The sequence below is a fragment of the Stenotrophomonas geniculata genome, assembly GCF_034508895.1.
Taxonomy (GTDB): Bacteria; Pseudomonadota; Gammaproteobacteria; order Xanthomonadales; family Xanthomonadaceae; genus Stenotrophomonas; species Stenotrophomonas geniculata.
On the sequence record NZ_CP140571.1, the window covers coordinates 146,371 to 162,017 of the forward strand.

Annotated in this window: 16 protein-coding genes and 1 other RNA gene; 12 read left to right on the plus strand and 5 right to left on the minus strand. The window is 63.7% G+C overall.

Going from position 1 to position 15,647, the window contains the following annotated elements; translation table 11 throughout:
* Positions 1-47 precede the first annotated feature (47 nt).
* Positions 48-551 carry an SsrA-binding protein SmpB gene (gene smpB, locus RI032_RS00665; protein WP_010484447.1) on the plus strand — a complete coding sequence of 168 codons (504 nt, stop codon included), beginning with the start codon at positions 48-50 and terminating at the stop codon, positions 549-551.
* Between the two features lie 126 nt (positions 552-677).
* Here smpB and RI032_RS00670 read toward each other — a convergent pair whose 3' ends face one another.
* Positions 678-1,250, minus strand: a complete 573-nt coding sequence (locus tag RI032_RS00670; RefSeq protein WP_010484444.1) for a hypothetical protein — start codon at positions 1,248-1,250, stop codon at positions 678-680.
* A gap of 141 nt (positions 1,251-1,391) precedes the next feature.
* Positions 1,392-1,823, minus strand: coding sequence for a GNAT family N-acetyltransferase (locus tag RI032_RS00675; protein ID WP_322547700.1), 432 nt, complete (start codon positions 1,821-1,823; stop codon positions 1,392-1,394).
* 161 nt (positions 1,824-1,984) lie between these two features.
* Between RI032_RS00675 and RI032_RS00680 the strand changes: the two genes are divergently transcribed.
* Complete coding sequence (locus RI032_RS00680) at positions 1,985-3,973, plus strand: XVIPCD domain-containing protein (RefSeq protein WP_134958172.1); 1,989 nt, start codon at positions 1,985-1,987, stop codon at positions 3,971-3,973.
* Positions 3,974-4,112: 139 nt separating this feature from the next.
* Here RI032_RS00680 and RI032_RS00685 read toward each other — a convergent pair whose 3' ends face one another.
* Entirely contained in the window at positions 4,113-4,301 is a 189-nt protein-coding gene (locus RI032_RS00685) for a hypothetical protein (RefSeq protein ID WP_049454717.1), read from the minus strand.
* 319 nt (positions 4,302-4,620) lie between these two features.
* Here RI032_RS00685 and RI032_RS00690 point away from each other — a divergent pair, with 319 nt between their 5' ends.
* From RI032_RS00690 to RI032_RS00705, 4 genes are all read left to right on the plus strand, one after another.
* The gene (locus RI032_RS00690) at positions 4,621-5,682 is read left to right on the plus strand and encodes a substrate-binding domain-containing protein (protein WP_322547701.1); all 1,062 of its coding nucleotides are present in this window, start codon (positions 4,621-4,623) and stop codon (positions 5,680-5,682) included.
* A gap of 264 nt (positions 5,683-5,946) precedes the next feature.
* Positions 5,947-6,339: a transfer-messenger RNA gene (gene ssrA, locus RI032_RS00695) on the plus strand.
* Positions 6,340-6,681: 342 nt separating this feature from the next.
* A complete protein-coding gene (locus RI032_RS00700) occupies positions 6,682-8,181 on the plus strand; it encodes a S8 family serine peptidase (RefSeq protein WP_228355232.1) in 1,500 nt (499 codons plus the stop codon).
* Positions 8,182-8,324: 143 nt separating this feature from the next.
* Positions 8,325-8,810, plus strand: coding sequence for a hypothetical protein (locus RI032_RS00705; RefSeq protein WP_322547702.1), 486 nt, complete (start codon positions 8,325-8,327; stop codon positions 8,808-8,810).
* A 14-nt stretch (positions 8,811-8,824) separates the two neighbouring features.
* On the opposite strand, the gene RI032_RS00710 is transcribed toward RI032_RS00705, so the two are convergent.
* Positions 8,825-9,283: a methyltransferase family protein gene (locus RI032_RS00710; protein WP_322547703.1), complete on the minus strand. Its 459-nt coding sequence runs from the start codon at positions 9,281-9,283 to the stop codon at positions 8,825-8,827.
* 153 nt (positions 9,284-9,436) lie between these two features.
* On the opposite strand from RI032_RS00710, the gene RI032_RS00715 reads away from it, so the two are divergent.
* Entirely contained in the window at positions 9,437-11,458 is a 2,022-nt protein-coding gene (locus RI032_RS00715; protein ID WP_260364389.1) for an esterase/lipase family protein, read from the plus strand.
* A gap of 75 nt (positions 11,459-11,533) precedes the next feature.
* Here the strand turns inward: RI032_RS00715 and RI032_RS00720 are convergent, their stop codons facing one another.
* Positions 11,534-12,226, minus strand: a complete 693-nt coding sequence (locus tag RI032_RS00720) for an alpha/beta hydrolase (protein ID WP_322547704.1) — start codon at positions 12,224-12,226, stop codon at positions 11,534-11,536.
* A 98-nt stretch (positions 12,227-12,324) separates the two neighbouring features.
* Here RI032_RS00720 and RI032_RS00725 point away from each other — a divergent pair, with 98 nt between their 5' ends.
* The 5 genes from RI032_RS00725 to RI032_RS00745 all read left to right on the plus strand — a co-directional run bounded on the left by RI032_RS00725 (position 12,325) and on the right by RI032_RS00745 (position 15,509).
* Entirely contained in the window at positions 12,325-13,257 is a 933-nt protein-coding gene (locus RI032_RS00725) for an AraC family transcriptional regulator (RefSeq protein ID WP_322547705.1), read from the plus strand.
* 70 nt (positions 13,258-13,327) lie between these two features.
* Entirely contained in the window at positions 13,328-14,200 is an 873-nt protein-coding gene (hchA, locus tag RI032_RS00730; protein ID WP_010484425.1) for a glyoxalase III HchA, read from the plus strand.
* Between the two features lie 5 nt (positions 14,201-14,205).
* A complete protein-coding gene (locus RI032_RS00735; protein ID WP_010484423.1) occupies positions 14,206-14,910 on the plus strand; it encodes a PA1136 family autoinducer-binding transcriptional regulator in 705 nt (234 codons plus the stop codon).
* An 87-nt stretch (positions 14,911-14,997) separates the two neighbouring features.
* Positions 14,998-15,237 (plus strand): hypothetical protein, encoded by a 240-nt coding sequence (locus RI032_RS00740; protein ID WP_322547706.1) that lies wholly within the window; start codon positions 14,998-15,000, stop codon positions 15,235-15,237.
* A 26-nt stretch (positions 15,238-15,263) separates the two neighbouring features.
* Complete coding sequence (locus RI032_RS00745) at positions 15,264-15,509, plus strand: hypothetical protein (RefSeq protein WP_010484419.1); 246 nt, start codon at positions 15,264-15,266, stop codon at positions 15,507-15,509.
* The last annotated feature ends 138 nt before the right edge of the window (positions 15,510-15,647 follow it).

Below are 15,647 nucleotides of genomic sequence, written 5' to 3' on the forward strand. Positions count from 1 at the left end.
CGTTTCGGCAATCGACCGGGCGGGCCCGAATCGGAGACAATACGGAAATGAGCAAGAACAGCGGCAAGGATAAAGCAAAGAGCGCGACGGCCAACAAAACCATCGCGTTGAACAAGCGTGCCCGCCACGAGTACCACATCGAAGACCGCTTCGAAGCCGGCCTGGCCCTGCAGGGCTGGGAGGTGAAATCGATCCGTGCTGGCCGCGGCAACATCGTCGACGCCTACGCCTACGTGAAGGATGGTGAGATCTTCCTGATCGGCGCGCAGATCACGCCGTTGATCCAGGCCTCGACCCATGTCGTGGCCAACGACCGGCGCGATCGCAAGCTGCTGCTGCACCGGAGCGAGATCGACAAGCTGGTTGGCAAGGTCGAGCGCGATGGCTACACGATCGTGCCCACCGCGATGTACTGGAGCAAGAACAAGATCAAGCTCGAAGTCGCGCTGGCCAAGGGCAAGCAGACCCACGACAAGCGCGATGCCGCCAAGGACCGCGACTGGGCGATCGAGAAGCAGCGTGTCATGCGTCGCGGCAACCGCGACGCATAAGGCGGTTGCGCATCACCCTGTAGAGTCAAGCCATGCTCGACTGCTTTGGCTGTCTGTAAAGCCGAGCCACGCTCGGCTTCGGCAAGAAGAGCAGCCGAGCGCAGGCTCAGCTCTACAAGACGCTGGTCACCCCGCCAGCATGCCCTGCCTGCGCACCCGCGGCGCCAGTGCCGCGTGCATCACCGCCAGATGCATCACCACTGCCAGCTCCGGCGCGTAACGATCATCGCCCGAGCGCCACTGCTGGGCCAGCTGTGCGGCATCAGCCGGCAGCAACGCCAGCAGCTGCGCATCGTCCAGCGCGTCGGCCGCACCCTGCAGCCGGCGGGCCATCTGTCGCGACTGCCACACGTGCACACCAATGCTCAGGCTGGCCAGCGACATCAGCACCACGGCCAACCCGTGCTCGAACCACTGCGACAGCACTTCCGGCCCCCACAACAAGGCCGCCAGCACCGCCAGGCCCGGCAGGCGCCACCCCAGCCAATGGATGCGACCACGCTGCGACCAGTGCACCACCACCGCGCTGGCGACCAGTGCCGCAGCGGCCGTGGCCGGCAACTCGGTCACCCAGGTGGCCGCCAGCAGCACCGCCAGCACCGCCCATACCCAGCCCGGCGGCAACGCGCGTCGCTGGTAATCGGCACCGACCGGTCCGATCAGCTGCCGCAGGCTGCGTTGTTGGCTTGCATCGGTCACCCACCGTCTCCGTGTCTGTCCTGGCCTGGATGGTCGTCGCCAGTGTGTCGCAAATTCGTGCCCACGAAGTTAGCAATCCGCTATGACAGACGCTCTACAACAAGTTGCGGATTGACAGGACGCGCGACTCGCCCGCAGCACTCACCCCGCCGACAGATCCTTGCTGAGGAACACCCTGAATGTGCCGACCGGATCGCATGGCACCCGGCCGAACACGACCCATCCATGCTTCACATAGAAGTCGGGCGCCTGGAAGCTGAGGGTGTACAGCACGCCGGAACGGCAACCACGACGCCGTGCTTCATCCTCTGCAGCCTTCAGCACGCGCGATCCCAGCCCGTTGCCGCGATAGGCCGCTGGCAGATGGAACAGATCCACGAACCACAGGCCCAGTGAAGTTCGCCCGGTAAGCCCCCCCACCACCTCGCCACTGGCCGGATCGGTGACCAGCACCGCGAGTGTGCGCCGATCGGCGTAACCCGCTGCGTTCAGATTGAACTGGTCCAGGCCACTGCCAATTAGGTCCAGCGCCTCGTCGCTGGGATCATCGGTTACGGCGACTTCAAGCGACATGGCGTCCTTCCATTGGCTGCAGATCGAGAGTCTGGATGCTATCAACCCCAATATTTTGCTGCTGGGGTCAGGCAGAACGGCCACGGCCAACCGTCCCGCCCCCCCATCAACCGAAGGGTGTCTATACTCTGGGCTGGCTCGCCTCTTCATAGGAAGTTCGCATGGCTGCGACGGCCTCCAATCCTGACGATTCGATTGACCCCACCTACTCCGGCTCTAGCACTGAGCACAGTGCAAAACTGCCGGGTGACCGCGCTTCGATTACCCGGACCGCAGACGGCGCTGTAAAGGTTGCCGGACGTAGTATCGAGAAGACTCAGGCAGAGGTGGCTCTTGCAGGCGCCACGTTGAAGAAGGTGACAGAGGTAACGGGTACGGCAGGCGAGAACCGTATCGAGCGCGAACGCATCACCCAGTTCAGCCTTGAGGCGTCGGTTGCAGTTGGCGCACGCGCCGAAGTCAAAGGCAAAGAGCGTCTGGCTGGTATCGAGCTTGAAGCCGGATCGCAGGTGGGTGCCCGTGTGCGCTATCGCGTCTCCCTGCCTGACACCACCGCATCTGAAACCGGAAAATCCACTCCTGCAACGGCTGAGCAAGCTGCCAGAGTGAACCCCTTCAACCCGACCACGCTGCCGATTGGTGGCCGGGTGTTGCTGGATAGCCAGCAATTCCAGCAGAGTGAGTTGAAAGTTGCGTTCCGCCACATCGCAACGGTGAACCAGCTCACTGAAGCGGAGGGGGTCGGTGTCGCGATCAGCCGTTTGGACGAACACCATGTCCGGGTCGTTACGGGGCCCAACAAGGCGATCGAATCCCTGCAGGGCGTGGGCGTCGATCTAGGCATTGCGCGCGTGATGGCCGGTCGCCAGGATGCGCTTGGACAGTCCAAACTGCAGACCGCCGACTTTGACCTGCGCGACCCGGATGCGCGTGCGGCCTACATCCGAATGCTCGCAACAGGCCAGGTGGCCGATCAGACGCCGGGCGTGAGCAACGTGGCTCAGCTGGAGCGGTTGGACTACAGCTCCCAGCAGCGGCTGCAAGTGGGACTGGTCAATGACCTGGTGAGTGCCGATATCGCGGGGCGCCGCAATACTGGCACGGCGATCCAGAGCACGGCTCCCGACGGCAAGGTCACAGTCACCCAGCAATTGAGCTATGACGACAACGTGAAGCTGACGATTGTGCGCGCCTTCATCCGTGACGGAGAAACGCTCCGCGAGGACGTGGATGCGCGCAGGTATCAGTTCCTTGTCGACACGGATGTGCCGACCCCCGGCTTTATGGACAAGGTGGTTGGTGGCCGAAACGAAGCCGTTGAGGAGCGCAACATCGCCACCGGGTTGAACCTGGCTTTAACTGGATCGACCGAGGGCCCGGGACAGATCCGTCCCGGTGAAAAAGTCTCGGTCAGCTTCAGCGAAGCGCAGATGCAGGAATTCATGCAGCGAACCCAGAAGATGGTCGAGCGCCCCCTCGGACATCTCGATCCATTGGCAGGTATCGCTCGCGCTGGCTATGGCGACCAGCCGCAGCGCGATGGTCTTGAGTTCGCAATCGGGATAGCCCGTAGCCTGCAGGGTAATGCCGATCAGTTCGGCAAGCATCTACAGCGTGTGGCGCAGGACGGTGACCCGCGTGGGCCTGTCCACCCGATCAATGCGCAACTCACGCGCTCAGACGGCACGCTGCTCAATGCGCCGATTCAATCGCAGCAGCAGGCTCCGGCCCCCCTTTCACCGGCTGGCCGCACCGCCACCCTCGATCCGCGCCATTCGGACCACGAGGCAAATGCCATCTACAAGCAGAATTTCCAAGCGGCAGAAAGACTGGCATGCACCCAGGGCGGATTGCCGGATCAGGCAGTTGAGCGTTTGGCGATGGCCGGAACCATCGCAGCCCAGCGGGCTGGGTTGAGTCAGGTGGATCACCTTGTGGTCGGAAATCGTGGCCAAGCTTTTGTCGTGCAGGGGGCACTCGACTCCCCGGCGCATCTACGGGCGGGTTTCGACTATCAGACGGCGTTGAATACACCGATCGAGGACAGTTTCTCCAGATTGGAGGTGGCCTCTGAATCGCGTGCACAGAGCGATCTGCGTACTCAAGAGCACGAGCATGAGACGCGACTGATGGCGGCGCGAGGACTATGACCTGTCTCCGGGTCAGCAGGGCTTGTGCTGTCCAGCGTCGCCGATGAACTGCCACTGGCGTATGCCTGGCCATAGCTGAATCATGCCGCTTCCAGCGGCGCCAGTTCCTGAAGGGGCCGCCGCGGCGGCCCCTTGGACCTTACAGGTCCGGCAGGCCCAATCGTCTCCGCAGCGCCGCCACTAGAATGATCGAGATCTGCGCCAACGCATCCTGATCGCGCGTCAGCTCGTCATACATATCCAACAGCTCCGGTGGGATCTTTCCCATCCGGGCTGCCTTGAAGGCCTCCATCGAGACCACCTGAGCCTTATGGCGCTCATCTTCCATGTCCTTCTCCAGCGTCTGGCGGCGAGAGTGCCGCCCTCTGCATGCCTTGGACCCGCCTCCAAGCCTGTTGCAGGGAAAAGAAAAGCAGCACCACCATCCATGGACTGGCCCTTCTCCTCCAATGGCCGCCGGTTCTCAGCGTGATGGCTTCACAGAAGGATGACCGTTTGATCTTCCACAGGATTTCTAAGCGGCATGTCATTGATTCAATCGAACATCGAATCGTCCTTCAGGGATAGGGGGGCTTGGAGGGTTCGAGCAACCGTTGTGCAACCTCCCTTGACGCCCCTCTGCAAAAGCAGCCCGCCAAGAGGTAAACGTGAAATCGATCAGGACCGCTTTGCTCGTTATCTCGTTGTCCAGTCCGTTCCACTTGGCTTACGCCCAGTCCCCAGTGCAAGGCGGCGGCGCCTCGGTGCCGGCAAACCTCTACAAGGGATCAGCAGACAGCATTCTTCCAAACAGCTTCAGCTACGCCGTAACGGGCTCCGGCAAAGAGAAGAAAGCGTTTCTAAGCAATGATCCCAGTCTCTTCGGGAACATCGGCACAGTACATTTTGCGGCAGGCGATTCCGTTCTTACGGCGACCGAGTTGTCCGACTACACCAACGCCTACAACGTACCCACAACCAACCAAAAATATGGAGCGCTCATCCAGATTCCCACGGCGCTCGTACCAGTCGTGATCCCCTTCAACAAGCCCGGCGCGAAGCTTGACCTGTCCATCAACGATATCTGTGGTGTCTTCTCAAGCAAGATAGCGGACTGGTCTCAACTATCATCGGGTTTGTCGTCGGGTCAGAGTTGCCCGATCACTGTGGTTTACCGCTCGGAGAGCAGCGGTAGCACTGAAGTTCTCACGCGTTTTCTGTCTGCGGCATGCAAGTCGGTTGATTTGTTCGGGACTAGTCTCAAACAGCAAAGCAACTGGAGTGGATCGGCGCCGGGCTTCTCGATCCAGACGAGCTTCGCCGGCTTGTTCTCAAACAACATGGCGCCCTCAAACTTTCTCCCTGCCGTGGCAACGGGAGACACCTCGCTGCTTGATACCGTCAATTCTGGTAATGGCCGCATTGGATACACTGGCCCAGACTTGATGGTCAACCCGGACGATGCCACGAAAGTGGCCCGCGTGATTGGGTTCTCGCCCAAATATGTGAGCATCCCCGCAACGATCGGTGCCGTTAGTCCGCCCACAAGCGTGTTGCAAGCGCCATTCGTTCATTCCTTTTCAATCACTACGGAAGCGCAGGTGATTCCAGCCAGGATCAAGGGCCTAATGACGCGTCATTACGGGCGCACTGGTTCTACCCACTGGATAGGAGTTGGCGTGAGGCGATCCAGACACGATTCGCTCTTGCAAGTAGTTCGACCGGACTGAACAACCCGGACGCCTGCAATGGAATGGGGCGCCCCTAGCAGGGATGCGACATCACGACGTTGGAAAACAGGGGCCGGCTGTCATGCCGGCCCCTGCCCCGCTGCCCGCCTCTGGACAGCAGCGGCGGCTGAACGATTTCAGCGTCGGCCCTGACCGCGCGTGACTGTTCAGGAAGATTGCCGTAAGATCCGTTTCGTTGGGCAGGGTCAGTGTCAGCGTTTATGACGGCATTGGCCCCAAAGCCTTGCAGCACTTGAAGAAACCGGGGGTGCATTGGTTTCGACGGGGGTTGTGAAGTCGCCTGGCGCATGCCGAGGGGGTAGCTTTCCTCGTAAATCCAGCTGCAAAACTCTAGTTGCCAACGACGACAACTACGCTCCGGTCGCTCTCGCAGCCTAAAAACTGCGGTGCGTGACCTTCTGCCGACTTAGGCGGAGCCTCGAAACTGCTTGTGTCCATGCTCGCAGCGTAGAGTCATTATCATGGAATCGCGCTGGGCGGCTGCCTGTCAGTCCGGCACTAGAACACAACAGGCTGGTTCCCGGGTGCGCTTTGCACACCGTGCTGCTCGGGGATGAGATTCAACGGTGAGCTAAGCATGTAGTGCTGGGGATGGAGTGCCTTCGGACGGCGGTTCAATTCCGCCCACCTCCACCAACGAACGGTTCGTCAAGGACCGGAGAAGCCCGGAAATTCCACCAACGTGGGTTTCCGGGCTTTTTTATTGCCCGCCTCGCCTCGCCGCGGAGTTCACCGCCCAGGCGCAGTCGCGATTCGAGGCCGTCAAGCAATGTCGACACCACGCATCTTCTCTCACCTTCGACATCACTAAATCACTTCAGAATTTTCCCAGCCTCCCATTGGGGGGGATGTGTCCGCGAAGCCGTTCGTCCCTGGTCGCCATCAAGAGGAGACCACGGAGCACCCGCACCCTTCACATGAAGCCGCGCCCGAGGGGCACGGCCTGTTCGACACATCTTTCACAAAGGAACTGTATCCATGCGTACGTCGCTTCGGGTTTCCCTTGCCAGCGCCATCACCCTGGTTCTGGTCAGCGCCCCCGCCTTCGCCCAACCCACCGAACGGGTATGGACGCGAGGCATGGCCAGCAACGAGCAGTACAGCAGTTTCATCGTCAAGTACCGGGACGGCAGCAGCAAGCGCGTTTCGGCTACCACCGCACAGGATGCGCTGAAGAAGCGCCTCGGCATCCAGCAACGCAGCAAGCGCTCGATCGGCGCTGCGCCGGCCCCAGCCGTGACCCACCAGCGCCGCATGGGCGGTGGCGCCGACGTTGTCACCACGGACAAGGCACTGGATCTTCCGGAAGCGCAGATCCTGATGCAGCGCATCGCCGACGATCCGGACGTCGAGTATGTGCAGCCGAACTACATGATGAGCGCGTTCGCCACACCGAACGATCCGCGCTACGGCGAGCAGTGGCACTACAGCAATCCGACCAGTGGTGCGCGCCTGCCGGCCGCGTGGGACCGCTCCACCGGCCAGGGTGTGGTGGTGGCTGTGGTCGATTCGGGGTATCTGAACAACAACGACCTGCAGGCGAACCTGTTGCCGGGTTACGACATGATCTCGTCCACCCGCCCGTTCAGTGATTGGCAGTGCATCATCGGCGGACTCAATCCCGGCTGTGGTGGCTCCGACGATGGTGACGGACGCGACGCCGATGCCTTCGATGCCTCGGGCATCGCTCACGGCACCCACGTCGCTGGGACGGTCGCAGCGGTGACCAACAACCAGATCGGCGTCGCCGGCGTGGCCTACAACGCGAAGGTCGTGCCGGTGCGCGTACTCGGCAACCAGGGCAATGGCGGTTCCGCCGACATCATCGACGGCATGCTCTGGAGTGCGGGTATCAACGTGCCCAACGTCCCGGCCAATGCCAACCCGGCTGAAGTCATCAATCTCAGCCTCGGCGGCCGCCGGGCCTGCTCGCCGGCCGAGCAGGATGCAATCGACGACATCACCGCGCAGGGCACGATCGTGGTGGTCGCCGCCGGCAACAGCAATCTGGATGTGTCCGAGTTTGCTCCGGCGAACTGCAAGGGCGTGATTGCGGTTGCCGCCAACGATCAGGGCGGTCGTCGTGCGTTCTACTCCAACTACGGCGCAGGCATCCACATCACCGCACCCGGTGGTGAAACCTGGTCCTGCCGCGCGTCCGTCGGCGAGTTCCTGCCGCTGGCCACGCCGCCGAACCAGACCAACTGCGCACCGACCCGCCAGCATCCGGCACAGGGCATCCTGTCCACCGTGGGCAACAACGCCTTCGACTTCATGTCCGGCACCTCGATGGCGGCGCCGCACGTCGCCGGCATCGTCGCGCTGATGCAGGCGGTGGCGCCGGTGCCCAAGACCACCGACCAGGTCAAGGACATCCTGCGTCGCACTGCGCGCCCGATCGCGGCAGCAAACTGCCCGGGGGGTTGCGGGCCAGGCATTGTCGACGCCGCAGAAGCGGTGAAGGCGGCCAGCAACTGATGGCATGGCGCAGCGGCCCGGCAAGGTCGCTGCGCCTTCGTCGCGCATCCGATCTGTACACGCAGGCAACATCCGCAGGCCCATAATCCGGTTCCGCGCCCGGTGCCGGGCGCGCTGCTCCGTCACGTACAGAAGGACCTGCAATGAGAACCAGAAACACCGCGTTCGCCGTGGTCATGACCGCTCTGGCCGCGAGCTCGGCTACCCACGCAGCCCCGCCTGCCATCGCCCCCGCCGGCACCGCAACGCTGGAGGCCCTGCTGGCCTGCAAGGCAGGTTCGAACTTCAGCGAAGTCGAGGCCATCGATGCCCTGCAGGCAGCCGGCCTGGCCAGGAAGCCTGGCGGCACGTTCGAGCCGGAAACCACGCCAGTCGCCCTGTTCGGCGGTACCGTCACCCATGCCGATGTGACTGTCGCCGAGGGCGAGAAGAGCGTCTTCGTCTACTTGAACGGTGTCGATCCGAAGCGCCTCGCCAAGACCTGGTCGGTGACCACGGTCAACGAATACGCCAACACCGAAGAGCCCTCGTACGTGAAGCGCATCGACAAGCGCCACACCCTGCACGTGATTGCCGGTGACGATTACGAAGGTTATTCCGCCGCCGTGAAGTGCCAGATCGCGCCGTAACGGCCTGACCCGCGCTACAGCCAGCGTCGTACTCGCTGGCGGAAGGCTGCGTATGCCTCAGGAAAGCGGGCCGACAGTGCCCGCTCTTCCGGCACGATCTGCCACCGGTTGATGTACAGCACGAACAGCGGCACAGCCAGCAGTGCGGCCAGGTTCTGCAGGTACAGCATGGCACCTGCCAAGACAGTGGCCTGCCCCAGATACATCGGGTTGCGTGTGTAGCGGTACACTCCGTGCGTGACCAGCACGCTCGACGCCGCCGGCCGCAGGGGATTGACCGTGGTGCCCACGCGACGAAAGGCCAGCTTCGGCAGCAGGTTCAAGACCACGCCGAAGACCATCACCAGACCCGCAAACAACTCAGGCATCGGTAGCTGCAACGCCCCGCCCGGCTGCCATCGGCTGCCCATATAACCGATGGCGGCGCACAACAGCATCGCAAGAGGCGGAGGAACAGTCTCAAGCCAGCGCATCGCAGCCCTGCATTCATCCTGTTCACCCCAGTGTCACACGGAAATGCCTGAATCGCCCGGTTGGCGGCACTTCCGCACTCCAAACCGACCGCCCGGTATCTTCCGCTTTGACATGCCGACCGCTAGAGTGGCGCCACCGCGCAGGAGGATCGTATGGCAACCACGGGCTTGGGCTTCATCGGCCGCACGACCCTCATCATCACCGTGCTGCTCACCCTTGGCGGCTGCGCCACGTTGCGCCAGTTCGGGCCGTCGGTGCAGGTGGCCTCGGTCACCCCCGGCCAGTACATCGCCCTGAAGCGCGGCGACATCCTGACCACCGGCAAGCTCAGTTCGGCCACCATGGAAACCCTGCGCGTGGCCGGTCTCGACGAAGGCGTCTGCGCCAAGCCCGGCCTGCCCTGCATCGAGGCCATGGAAGGCAGCATCGTGGTGCGCGAGGAGGACAAGCGCTCAAGCCTGGCCGAGCTGTGGCTGCAGCATGCGATGACCCTGCCCGCGCCCAAGCGTGAGTACTCCACGTCCGGCCGTGCCAAGAGCGCGATCACCGAGCTGGATGCCGACTTCCAGCCGCGCCTGGACGCGTGGATGCAGGTCGCGCGGCAGGCCTACGCCTACCTGTTCTTCACCGAGCGAACGGCCAACCAGCGCGGTTTCGAGGACCGCCAGACCCAGGTGCGCGACTACTACAACCTGGCCGTGCAGGAAGCCTCGGTGCAGTTGTACAACGCCTATGCCACCGGGCGCGTGCACAGCCAGGCCAGCCATTTCCAGCTGGGCCGCTGGACCTTCGTGCTGGCACCTTCAGGTGAGGCATCGCCGCTGGATACGCGCACCCCCACCGAACTGGTGCCGGCGGCCTCGCTGTCGTTCACGGGCACGCTGCGCAGCGTGCATCGCCGCGATGGCTTCGGTGCCGAACTGGTGGCCGTGATGGAGGATCCGGCCGCCGCCACGGCCACCACGCCGCCGGCCACAACACCCGCCGCGCAGGCCGCCACACCGGTCACGCAGAGCTGGAGCGAGATGCCGTCGCCATCGATGACGGTACTGCTGCGCTTCTCCGGAAAGAACCTGTGGGAAGTGCTGCACGACGACGAGCCGGAACTGGAGATCCACGATCCCTACCAGGTCACGGAAGTCACCCTGCATGGGCAGCAGGTGCCATTGGCCGCGAACTTCACCGCAGGCTACGCATTGTGGCTGGCGCGCTCCAACTTCAGCCACCAATCACTGCGTTCGCTGTTCGGTGGCAAAGGCGGCATCGACACGCCGCATCTGTACATGATGCAGCCCTACGATCCGAACCGCCGCGTGCTGCTGATGATCCATGGCCTGGCCAGCAGTCCGGAAGCCTGGGTCAACGTCGCCAACGAGCTGATGCGCGACGACGAGATCCGCCAGGATTTCCAGGTCTGGCAGTTCTACTACCCCACCAACATGCCCATCGCGATGAGCCACGATTCGATGCGCCACACACTGGATGAGGTGTTCAAGCATTTCGACCCCAGCGGCAAGGCGCAGGCTTCGCATGACATGGTGCTGGTCGGGCACAGCATGGGTGGCGTGATCGCGCGGCTGATGATCTCCTCTTCCGGCGATCATCTGGTCGACACCCTGCTGGAGACTGCGCAGATGACGCCGGCACAGCGTGAACTGCTGCGTACCAAGGGCGCACCGGTACTGACCTTCCTGCCGGAGCCGGAAGTATCGCGCGTGGTATTCATCGCCACGCCACACCGCGGCACCGATGTGGCGGGCACCCGCCTGGGCCGCTGGATCGGTCGCCTGGTGCGGTTGCCGCTGACCGTGCTGGAAGACGTCGCCACCATCGCCAACGACGGCCAGATCGATCGCAACGACGGCAAGCACGGCTACCAGATGAACAGCATCCAGAATCTGGACAAGGACGATCCCTTCGTCCGCGCCGTGGCGGACCTGCCGATGTCGCCGAAGGTGCACTACCACTCGATCATCGCGCGGGCCAAGGCCGATGGTCCGCTGGAAAAGACCGACGACGGGCTGGTGCCCTACTGGAGCTCGCACCTGCCGCACGCGGATTCGGAGAAGGTGATCGTGTCCGGGCACAGCGTGCAGGAAGCCACGCCGGCCATCGTCGAACTGCGGCGGATCCTGCATGAAGACATGCAGGAACACGACCGGCAGTACAAGTAACGCTGGGCGTGGCAGCATCACGGCAGCGGTGCTCTGGCCGGCCGGGACACCACCACCGCGGCAAGACCGGGAAACTCAGCCTTGTCCGTCGGACGCAGCTTCGGTGATCAGTCCGGCCACCGCTACCGGCTGCGATGCCAGCGATGCATGACTGGCATCCAGCGTGATGCTGGCACGTGGCTGCATGCGCGCCGCCATGCGCCGCTGGTTATCAGGGTGAATCATGTGGTCAGCGCTGGAGACCTGGTACCAGCTCGGCTTATGCCGCCACGCCGGAACACTGACGGCATCACCGAACGTGCTCGCCAGCGGCGCCTTCTGGGTGACCGCCATCACCCGCGCCTCGTCGGCCTGCAGGTCCTGGCAGAAACTCTCGTGGAATTTGCCGGGCTGCAGCCACAGGTAGCCGTCGCTGTCCGGCGCCAGATTGGCCGCCGCCTGCGGCAGCTGTTGCTGGGTGATGCCGCCAGGGCTCTCACCCGCATCCGGCGCGAACGCGGCGATGAAGACCAGGCCGGTCACGTTGGGTTCGTTTCCGGCTTCGGAGATCACCGCGCCACCATACGAATGGCCGACCAGCAGCACCGGCCCCGCAACCTGGCGGATCATGCGCCGGGTCCGCTCTGCGTCGTCGGCCAGCGACGTCAACGGCAGTTCCACGGCATGCAGATCGTGGAAGCCCCGGCGATCGAGCTCCAGGATCACCTTGGCCCAATGCGCGGCGCCGCCCCAGAAACCATGAACCAGAATGATGCTTGGCTTGCTCATCTTGCAGAACTCCTCACTTGGATGGGATCGTTGCCCGACAGCCATCAGCGCTGCCTGAAGCCACCCGACCAGACTACGGATCGCCCCTGCCAGCGGCGATGCACGGACTCCTGAAAACCATGCCAAGGCTCCACACCACCGAATCGCTTCAGGCCGGCTCCGACGCCTTGTTTGCGATCTTCCAGTCCTCGCGCATGCACGGCGGCGACATCACCCGCCACGTCGTGCAGCCCGGTGGGGCCCGCATCATTGCCGAGGGGCGCGGCTGCTTCCATTTCATCGAACAGGGCACGGCACGCCTGCATGCGGATGCCGCGGTGGTGCCCCTGCAGACCGGCGAGCTGCTGTTGATGCCGCATGGCCGGACACATCGCATCGACTGCGCCGGCGACGCCTCGCAACCTGCCCATCTGACCACGGCGTCCTTTGGATTTGATGGCCGAGGCAGCCAGCTGCTGCTTGATGCCCTGCCCGGCTGGCTGCATGTTCCCGGGGTTGACCGGATGCCGAACGGATTTCCCGCCAGCTCAGCCGATTGGGTGGCGGTAACCCTGGGCGCAATCCAGGTTGAAGCGGCCCGGCCCACGCTGGGTAGTGGGCTGATGCTGTCACGCCTGCTCGACCTGTTGTTTGTCTGGACGCTGCGCTACTGGCTGGGAACCTCCAGCCCTCACAACTGCCAGCGTCTGCACGCACTGGCGGACCCATTGATCGGGCGGGCACTGGCGTTGATGCAGGCACACCCCGCACAGGCATGGACGGTCGAGTCTCTGGCGGCAAGCCTGAATCAGTCCCGCTCGAACTTCGCGCAGCGGTTCAGCCTGGCCACCGGCATGTCACCGATGCGTTATCTCGCTGGATCGCGATTGCAGCTGGCCGCGGAGCTGCTGCGCAGCGGAAACCGGCGGGTTTCGCAGATCGCCGGAGACGTCGGGTATCTCTCCGAACCAGCATTCAGCCGTGCGTTCCGCCGTGCTTTCGGCATGAGCCCGAATGCCTGGCGCCAACAGATGGCAGCGTCGCGCGAATGAGGGGAAAACCCTCATCGCACGTACGCATCAGCCCTTCTATGCTGGCTCCACTACCCCACTGGAGGTCCGCATGAACACGCAAGAGCCCAGCCGCCATCCCAGCCCCGACCCGGCCGAGCGCGACGCCTTCTTCCCGTCTCCGTACTCGCTGTCACAGTTCACGTCGGCGAAGAGCGACCTGTCCGGTGCCGACTATCCCGACGCGCGCCGTGATGGCCGCTGGAAGGTGCTGATGATCGCTGCGGACGAACGCTATCTGCCTACTGCCAACGGCCACCTGTTCTCCACCGGCAACCATCCGGTGGAAACCCTGCTGCCGATGTACCACCTGGACAAGGCCGGCTTCGACATCGATGTGGCCACGCTGTCCGGCAACGCCGCAAAGTTCGAGTGGTGGGCGTTCCCGCGCGAGGACAAGGAGATCGGCGGACTGTACGACCGCTACGAAGCCCGCTTCCGCCAGCCACTGCCGTTGGCTGAGGTGGTGGCAGGCCTCGATGCCGCATCGGATTATGCAGCCGTGTTCATTCCCGGTGGCCATGGCGCCCTTATCGGACTGCCGCAGAGTCGCGCGGTAAAGGCAGCCCTGCACTGGGCGATGGCCGAGCAACGCCACATCATCACCCTCTGCCACGGCCCGGCCGCGTTGCTGGCCGCAGGCGTCGACGAGGCCGACGGTGGTTCGTTGTTCCGCGGCTACCGCATCTGTGCCTTCCCCGATGCGATGGACCGGCAGACGCCGGAGATCGGCTACATGCCCGGGCAGCTGCCGTGGTTCTTCGGTGAACGCCTGGCGCAGCAGGGCGTGCAGATCGTCAATGACGGCATCGATGGCAGCGTGCTGCAGGACCGCCTGCTGCTGACCGGTGACAGCCCGCTGGCCGGCAATGCGCTGGGCAAGCTGGCCGCGCGCACGCTGCTCGACGCACTGGCCGGGCGCTGATCGGGATGGGCGATCTGGTGCAGGCGTTGCTGGAACTGGAACGCGCTCGCTCACTGAGTTCGGTGGGCGCGGTACTGCGCAGCATCTCTGCACCACTCGGCTACGATCGCGTGCTGGTGTTCGCCACCGGCACGGGGTTGGAGCGCGGTACCCAGCGCGTGTACTGGATCGAGGGCGACTGGTTCGGCGACGGCAGCAGTACCGACCTCGCGCGCTACCTGCACGCCTGTCCGGTCAATCGCCACGTGCTGGACAGTGACGCGCCGTTCTTCTGGAGCAAGCGCCAGGGCGTTCGCGGCGAACGCTATCAGGTGGTGAAGCAGCCTCGTGGTGAAGGCCTGCACGGCCTGCAGGTGCCGGTGTTCGGCACCACCGGCCTGGAAGGCGCGATCAGTTTTGCCGGGACAGCGATCGATGCATCGGCCAGCGCGCGGCTGCTGCTGGATGCTGCTGCAGCTGCAGCATTCCGTGCCGCACGCCGGCTTGCAGAGACACCCAGCGAACTTTCCGGACGGACGTTGAGCACGCGCGAACGCGAGGTGCTGCGCTGGGTCGCCGCCGGCCGTCGCCAGGCGGAGATCGCGGCCACGCTGGGGCTTTCCGCTCGTACAGTGGAAAATCACCTGCGTCGCGCGCGCCAGCGTCTGGGAGTGGCAACCACCGCGCAGGCGGTACGCGCTGCCAGTCGGCGCGGCGAGATCGAGGACTGATCCGGGCGAGACACTTCCGGCGGCCTGGTTCGCGTGTTACACACGCCATGCGCATGTGCGCGATTGCAGAAAGCAAGGATGATGCTTATGAAACTGCAACTGGCTTCGATGGCGGCACTGATTGTGACGTTCGCTGGAATGTTGTCGTCCGGCACGGCGAGCGCGGGGGTGCCGACCCCGCCCGGCAGCATAACCCGCTGCGAACCGTTTGAAGTGGAGCGTTATCGCTTCCACCAGCATTGCATCGTGACCATGCCCGACGTGGACGGTGAGATCTTCCTCAGCGAGTACTGGATCGACGAGTACGGCAATCCCTATCTGATGTAAGCCCCCCATCGACAAGGAACGTAAGGATGAGACTGCATCAAGGTTTTCCGGCATGTGCGTTTGCCGCCGTGCTGGCCGTGGCCGCACTGGCTCCGGTCGGCACCACGATGGCGGCCGAAGTCGTCGAGGTCCAGGAGGAATGCGTGCCCTTCCGCATCGCTGGCAACGTATTCCACCAGCGCTGCACGTCGTACGTGATCTACGACGACGGCACCCGCGAAGTCACCGGCCATTACAACCGCGACGAAAACGGGATGATCTACGACCCCTGATCGCGCCCGCGCGATGCGCCGGGCGGCGCCTTCACCGCCCGCCCGGCATCTCCCAGCCGCCCATCCCGGCATACCGCTGCCCTCGCCTTCCGTGGCATGCTTCGTGAAACCGTTTTCATGGAATGGAGGGATTCCACG

Bases quoted from the DNA above. Each gene is read 5' to 3' on its own strand.
- smpB (WP_010484447.1), top strand. From the start codon at position 48: ATGAGCAAGAACAGCGGCAAGGATAAAGCAAAGAGCGCGACGGCCAAC.
- RI032_RS00675 (WP_322547700.1), bottom strand. From the start codon at position 1,823: ATGTCGCTTGAAGTCGCCGTAACCGATGATCCCAGCGACGAGGCGCTG.
- RI032_RS00680 (WP_134958172.1), top strand. From the start codon at position 1,985: ATGGCTGCGACGGCCTCCAATCCTGACGATTCGATTGACCCCACCTAC.
- RI032_RS00685 (WP_049454717.1), bottom strand. From the start codon at position 4,301: ATGGAAGATGAGCGCCATAAGGCTCAGGTGGTCTCGATGGAGGCCTTC.
- RI032_RS00700 (WP_228355232.1), top strand. From the start codon at position 6,682: ATGCGTACGTCGCTTCGGGTTTCCCTTGCCAGCGCCATCACCCTGGTT.
- RI032_RS00705 (WP_322547702.1), top strand. From the start codon at position 8,325: ATGAGAACCAGAAACACCGCGTTCGCCGTGGTCATGACCGCTCTGGCC.
- RI032_RS00710 (WP_322547703.1), bottom strand. From the start codon at position 9,283: ATGCGCTGGCTTGAGACTGTTCCTCCGCCTCTTGCGATGCTGTTGTGC.
- RI032_RS00715 (WP_260364389.1), top strand. From the start codon at position 9,437: ATGGCAACCACGGGCTTGGGCTTCATCGGCCGCACGACCCTCATCATC.
- RI032_RS00720 (WP_322547704.1), bottom strand. From the start codon at position 12,226: ATGAGCAAGCCAAGCATCATTCTGGTTCATGGTTTCTGGGGCGGCGCC.
- RI032_RS00725 (WP_322547705.1), top strand. From the start codon at position 12,325: ATGCACGGACTCCTGAAAACCATGCCAAGGCTCCACACCACCGAATCG.
- hchA (WP_010484425.1), top strand. From the start codon at position 13,328: ATGAACACGCAAGAGCCCAGCCGCCATCCCAGCCCCGACCCGGCCGAG.
- RI032_RS00735 (WP_010484423.1), top strand. From the start codon at position 14,206: ATGGGCGATCTGGTGCAGGCGTTGCTGGAACTGGAACGCGCTCGCTCA.
- RI032_RS00740 (WP_322547706.1), top strand. From the start codon at position 14,998: ATGAAACTGCAACTGGCTTCGATGGCGGCACTGATTGTGACGTTCGCT.
- RI032_RS00745 (WP_010484419.1), top strand. From the start codon at position 15,264: ATGAGACTGCATCAAGGTTTTCCGGCATGTGCGTTTGCCGCCGTGCTG.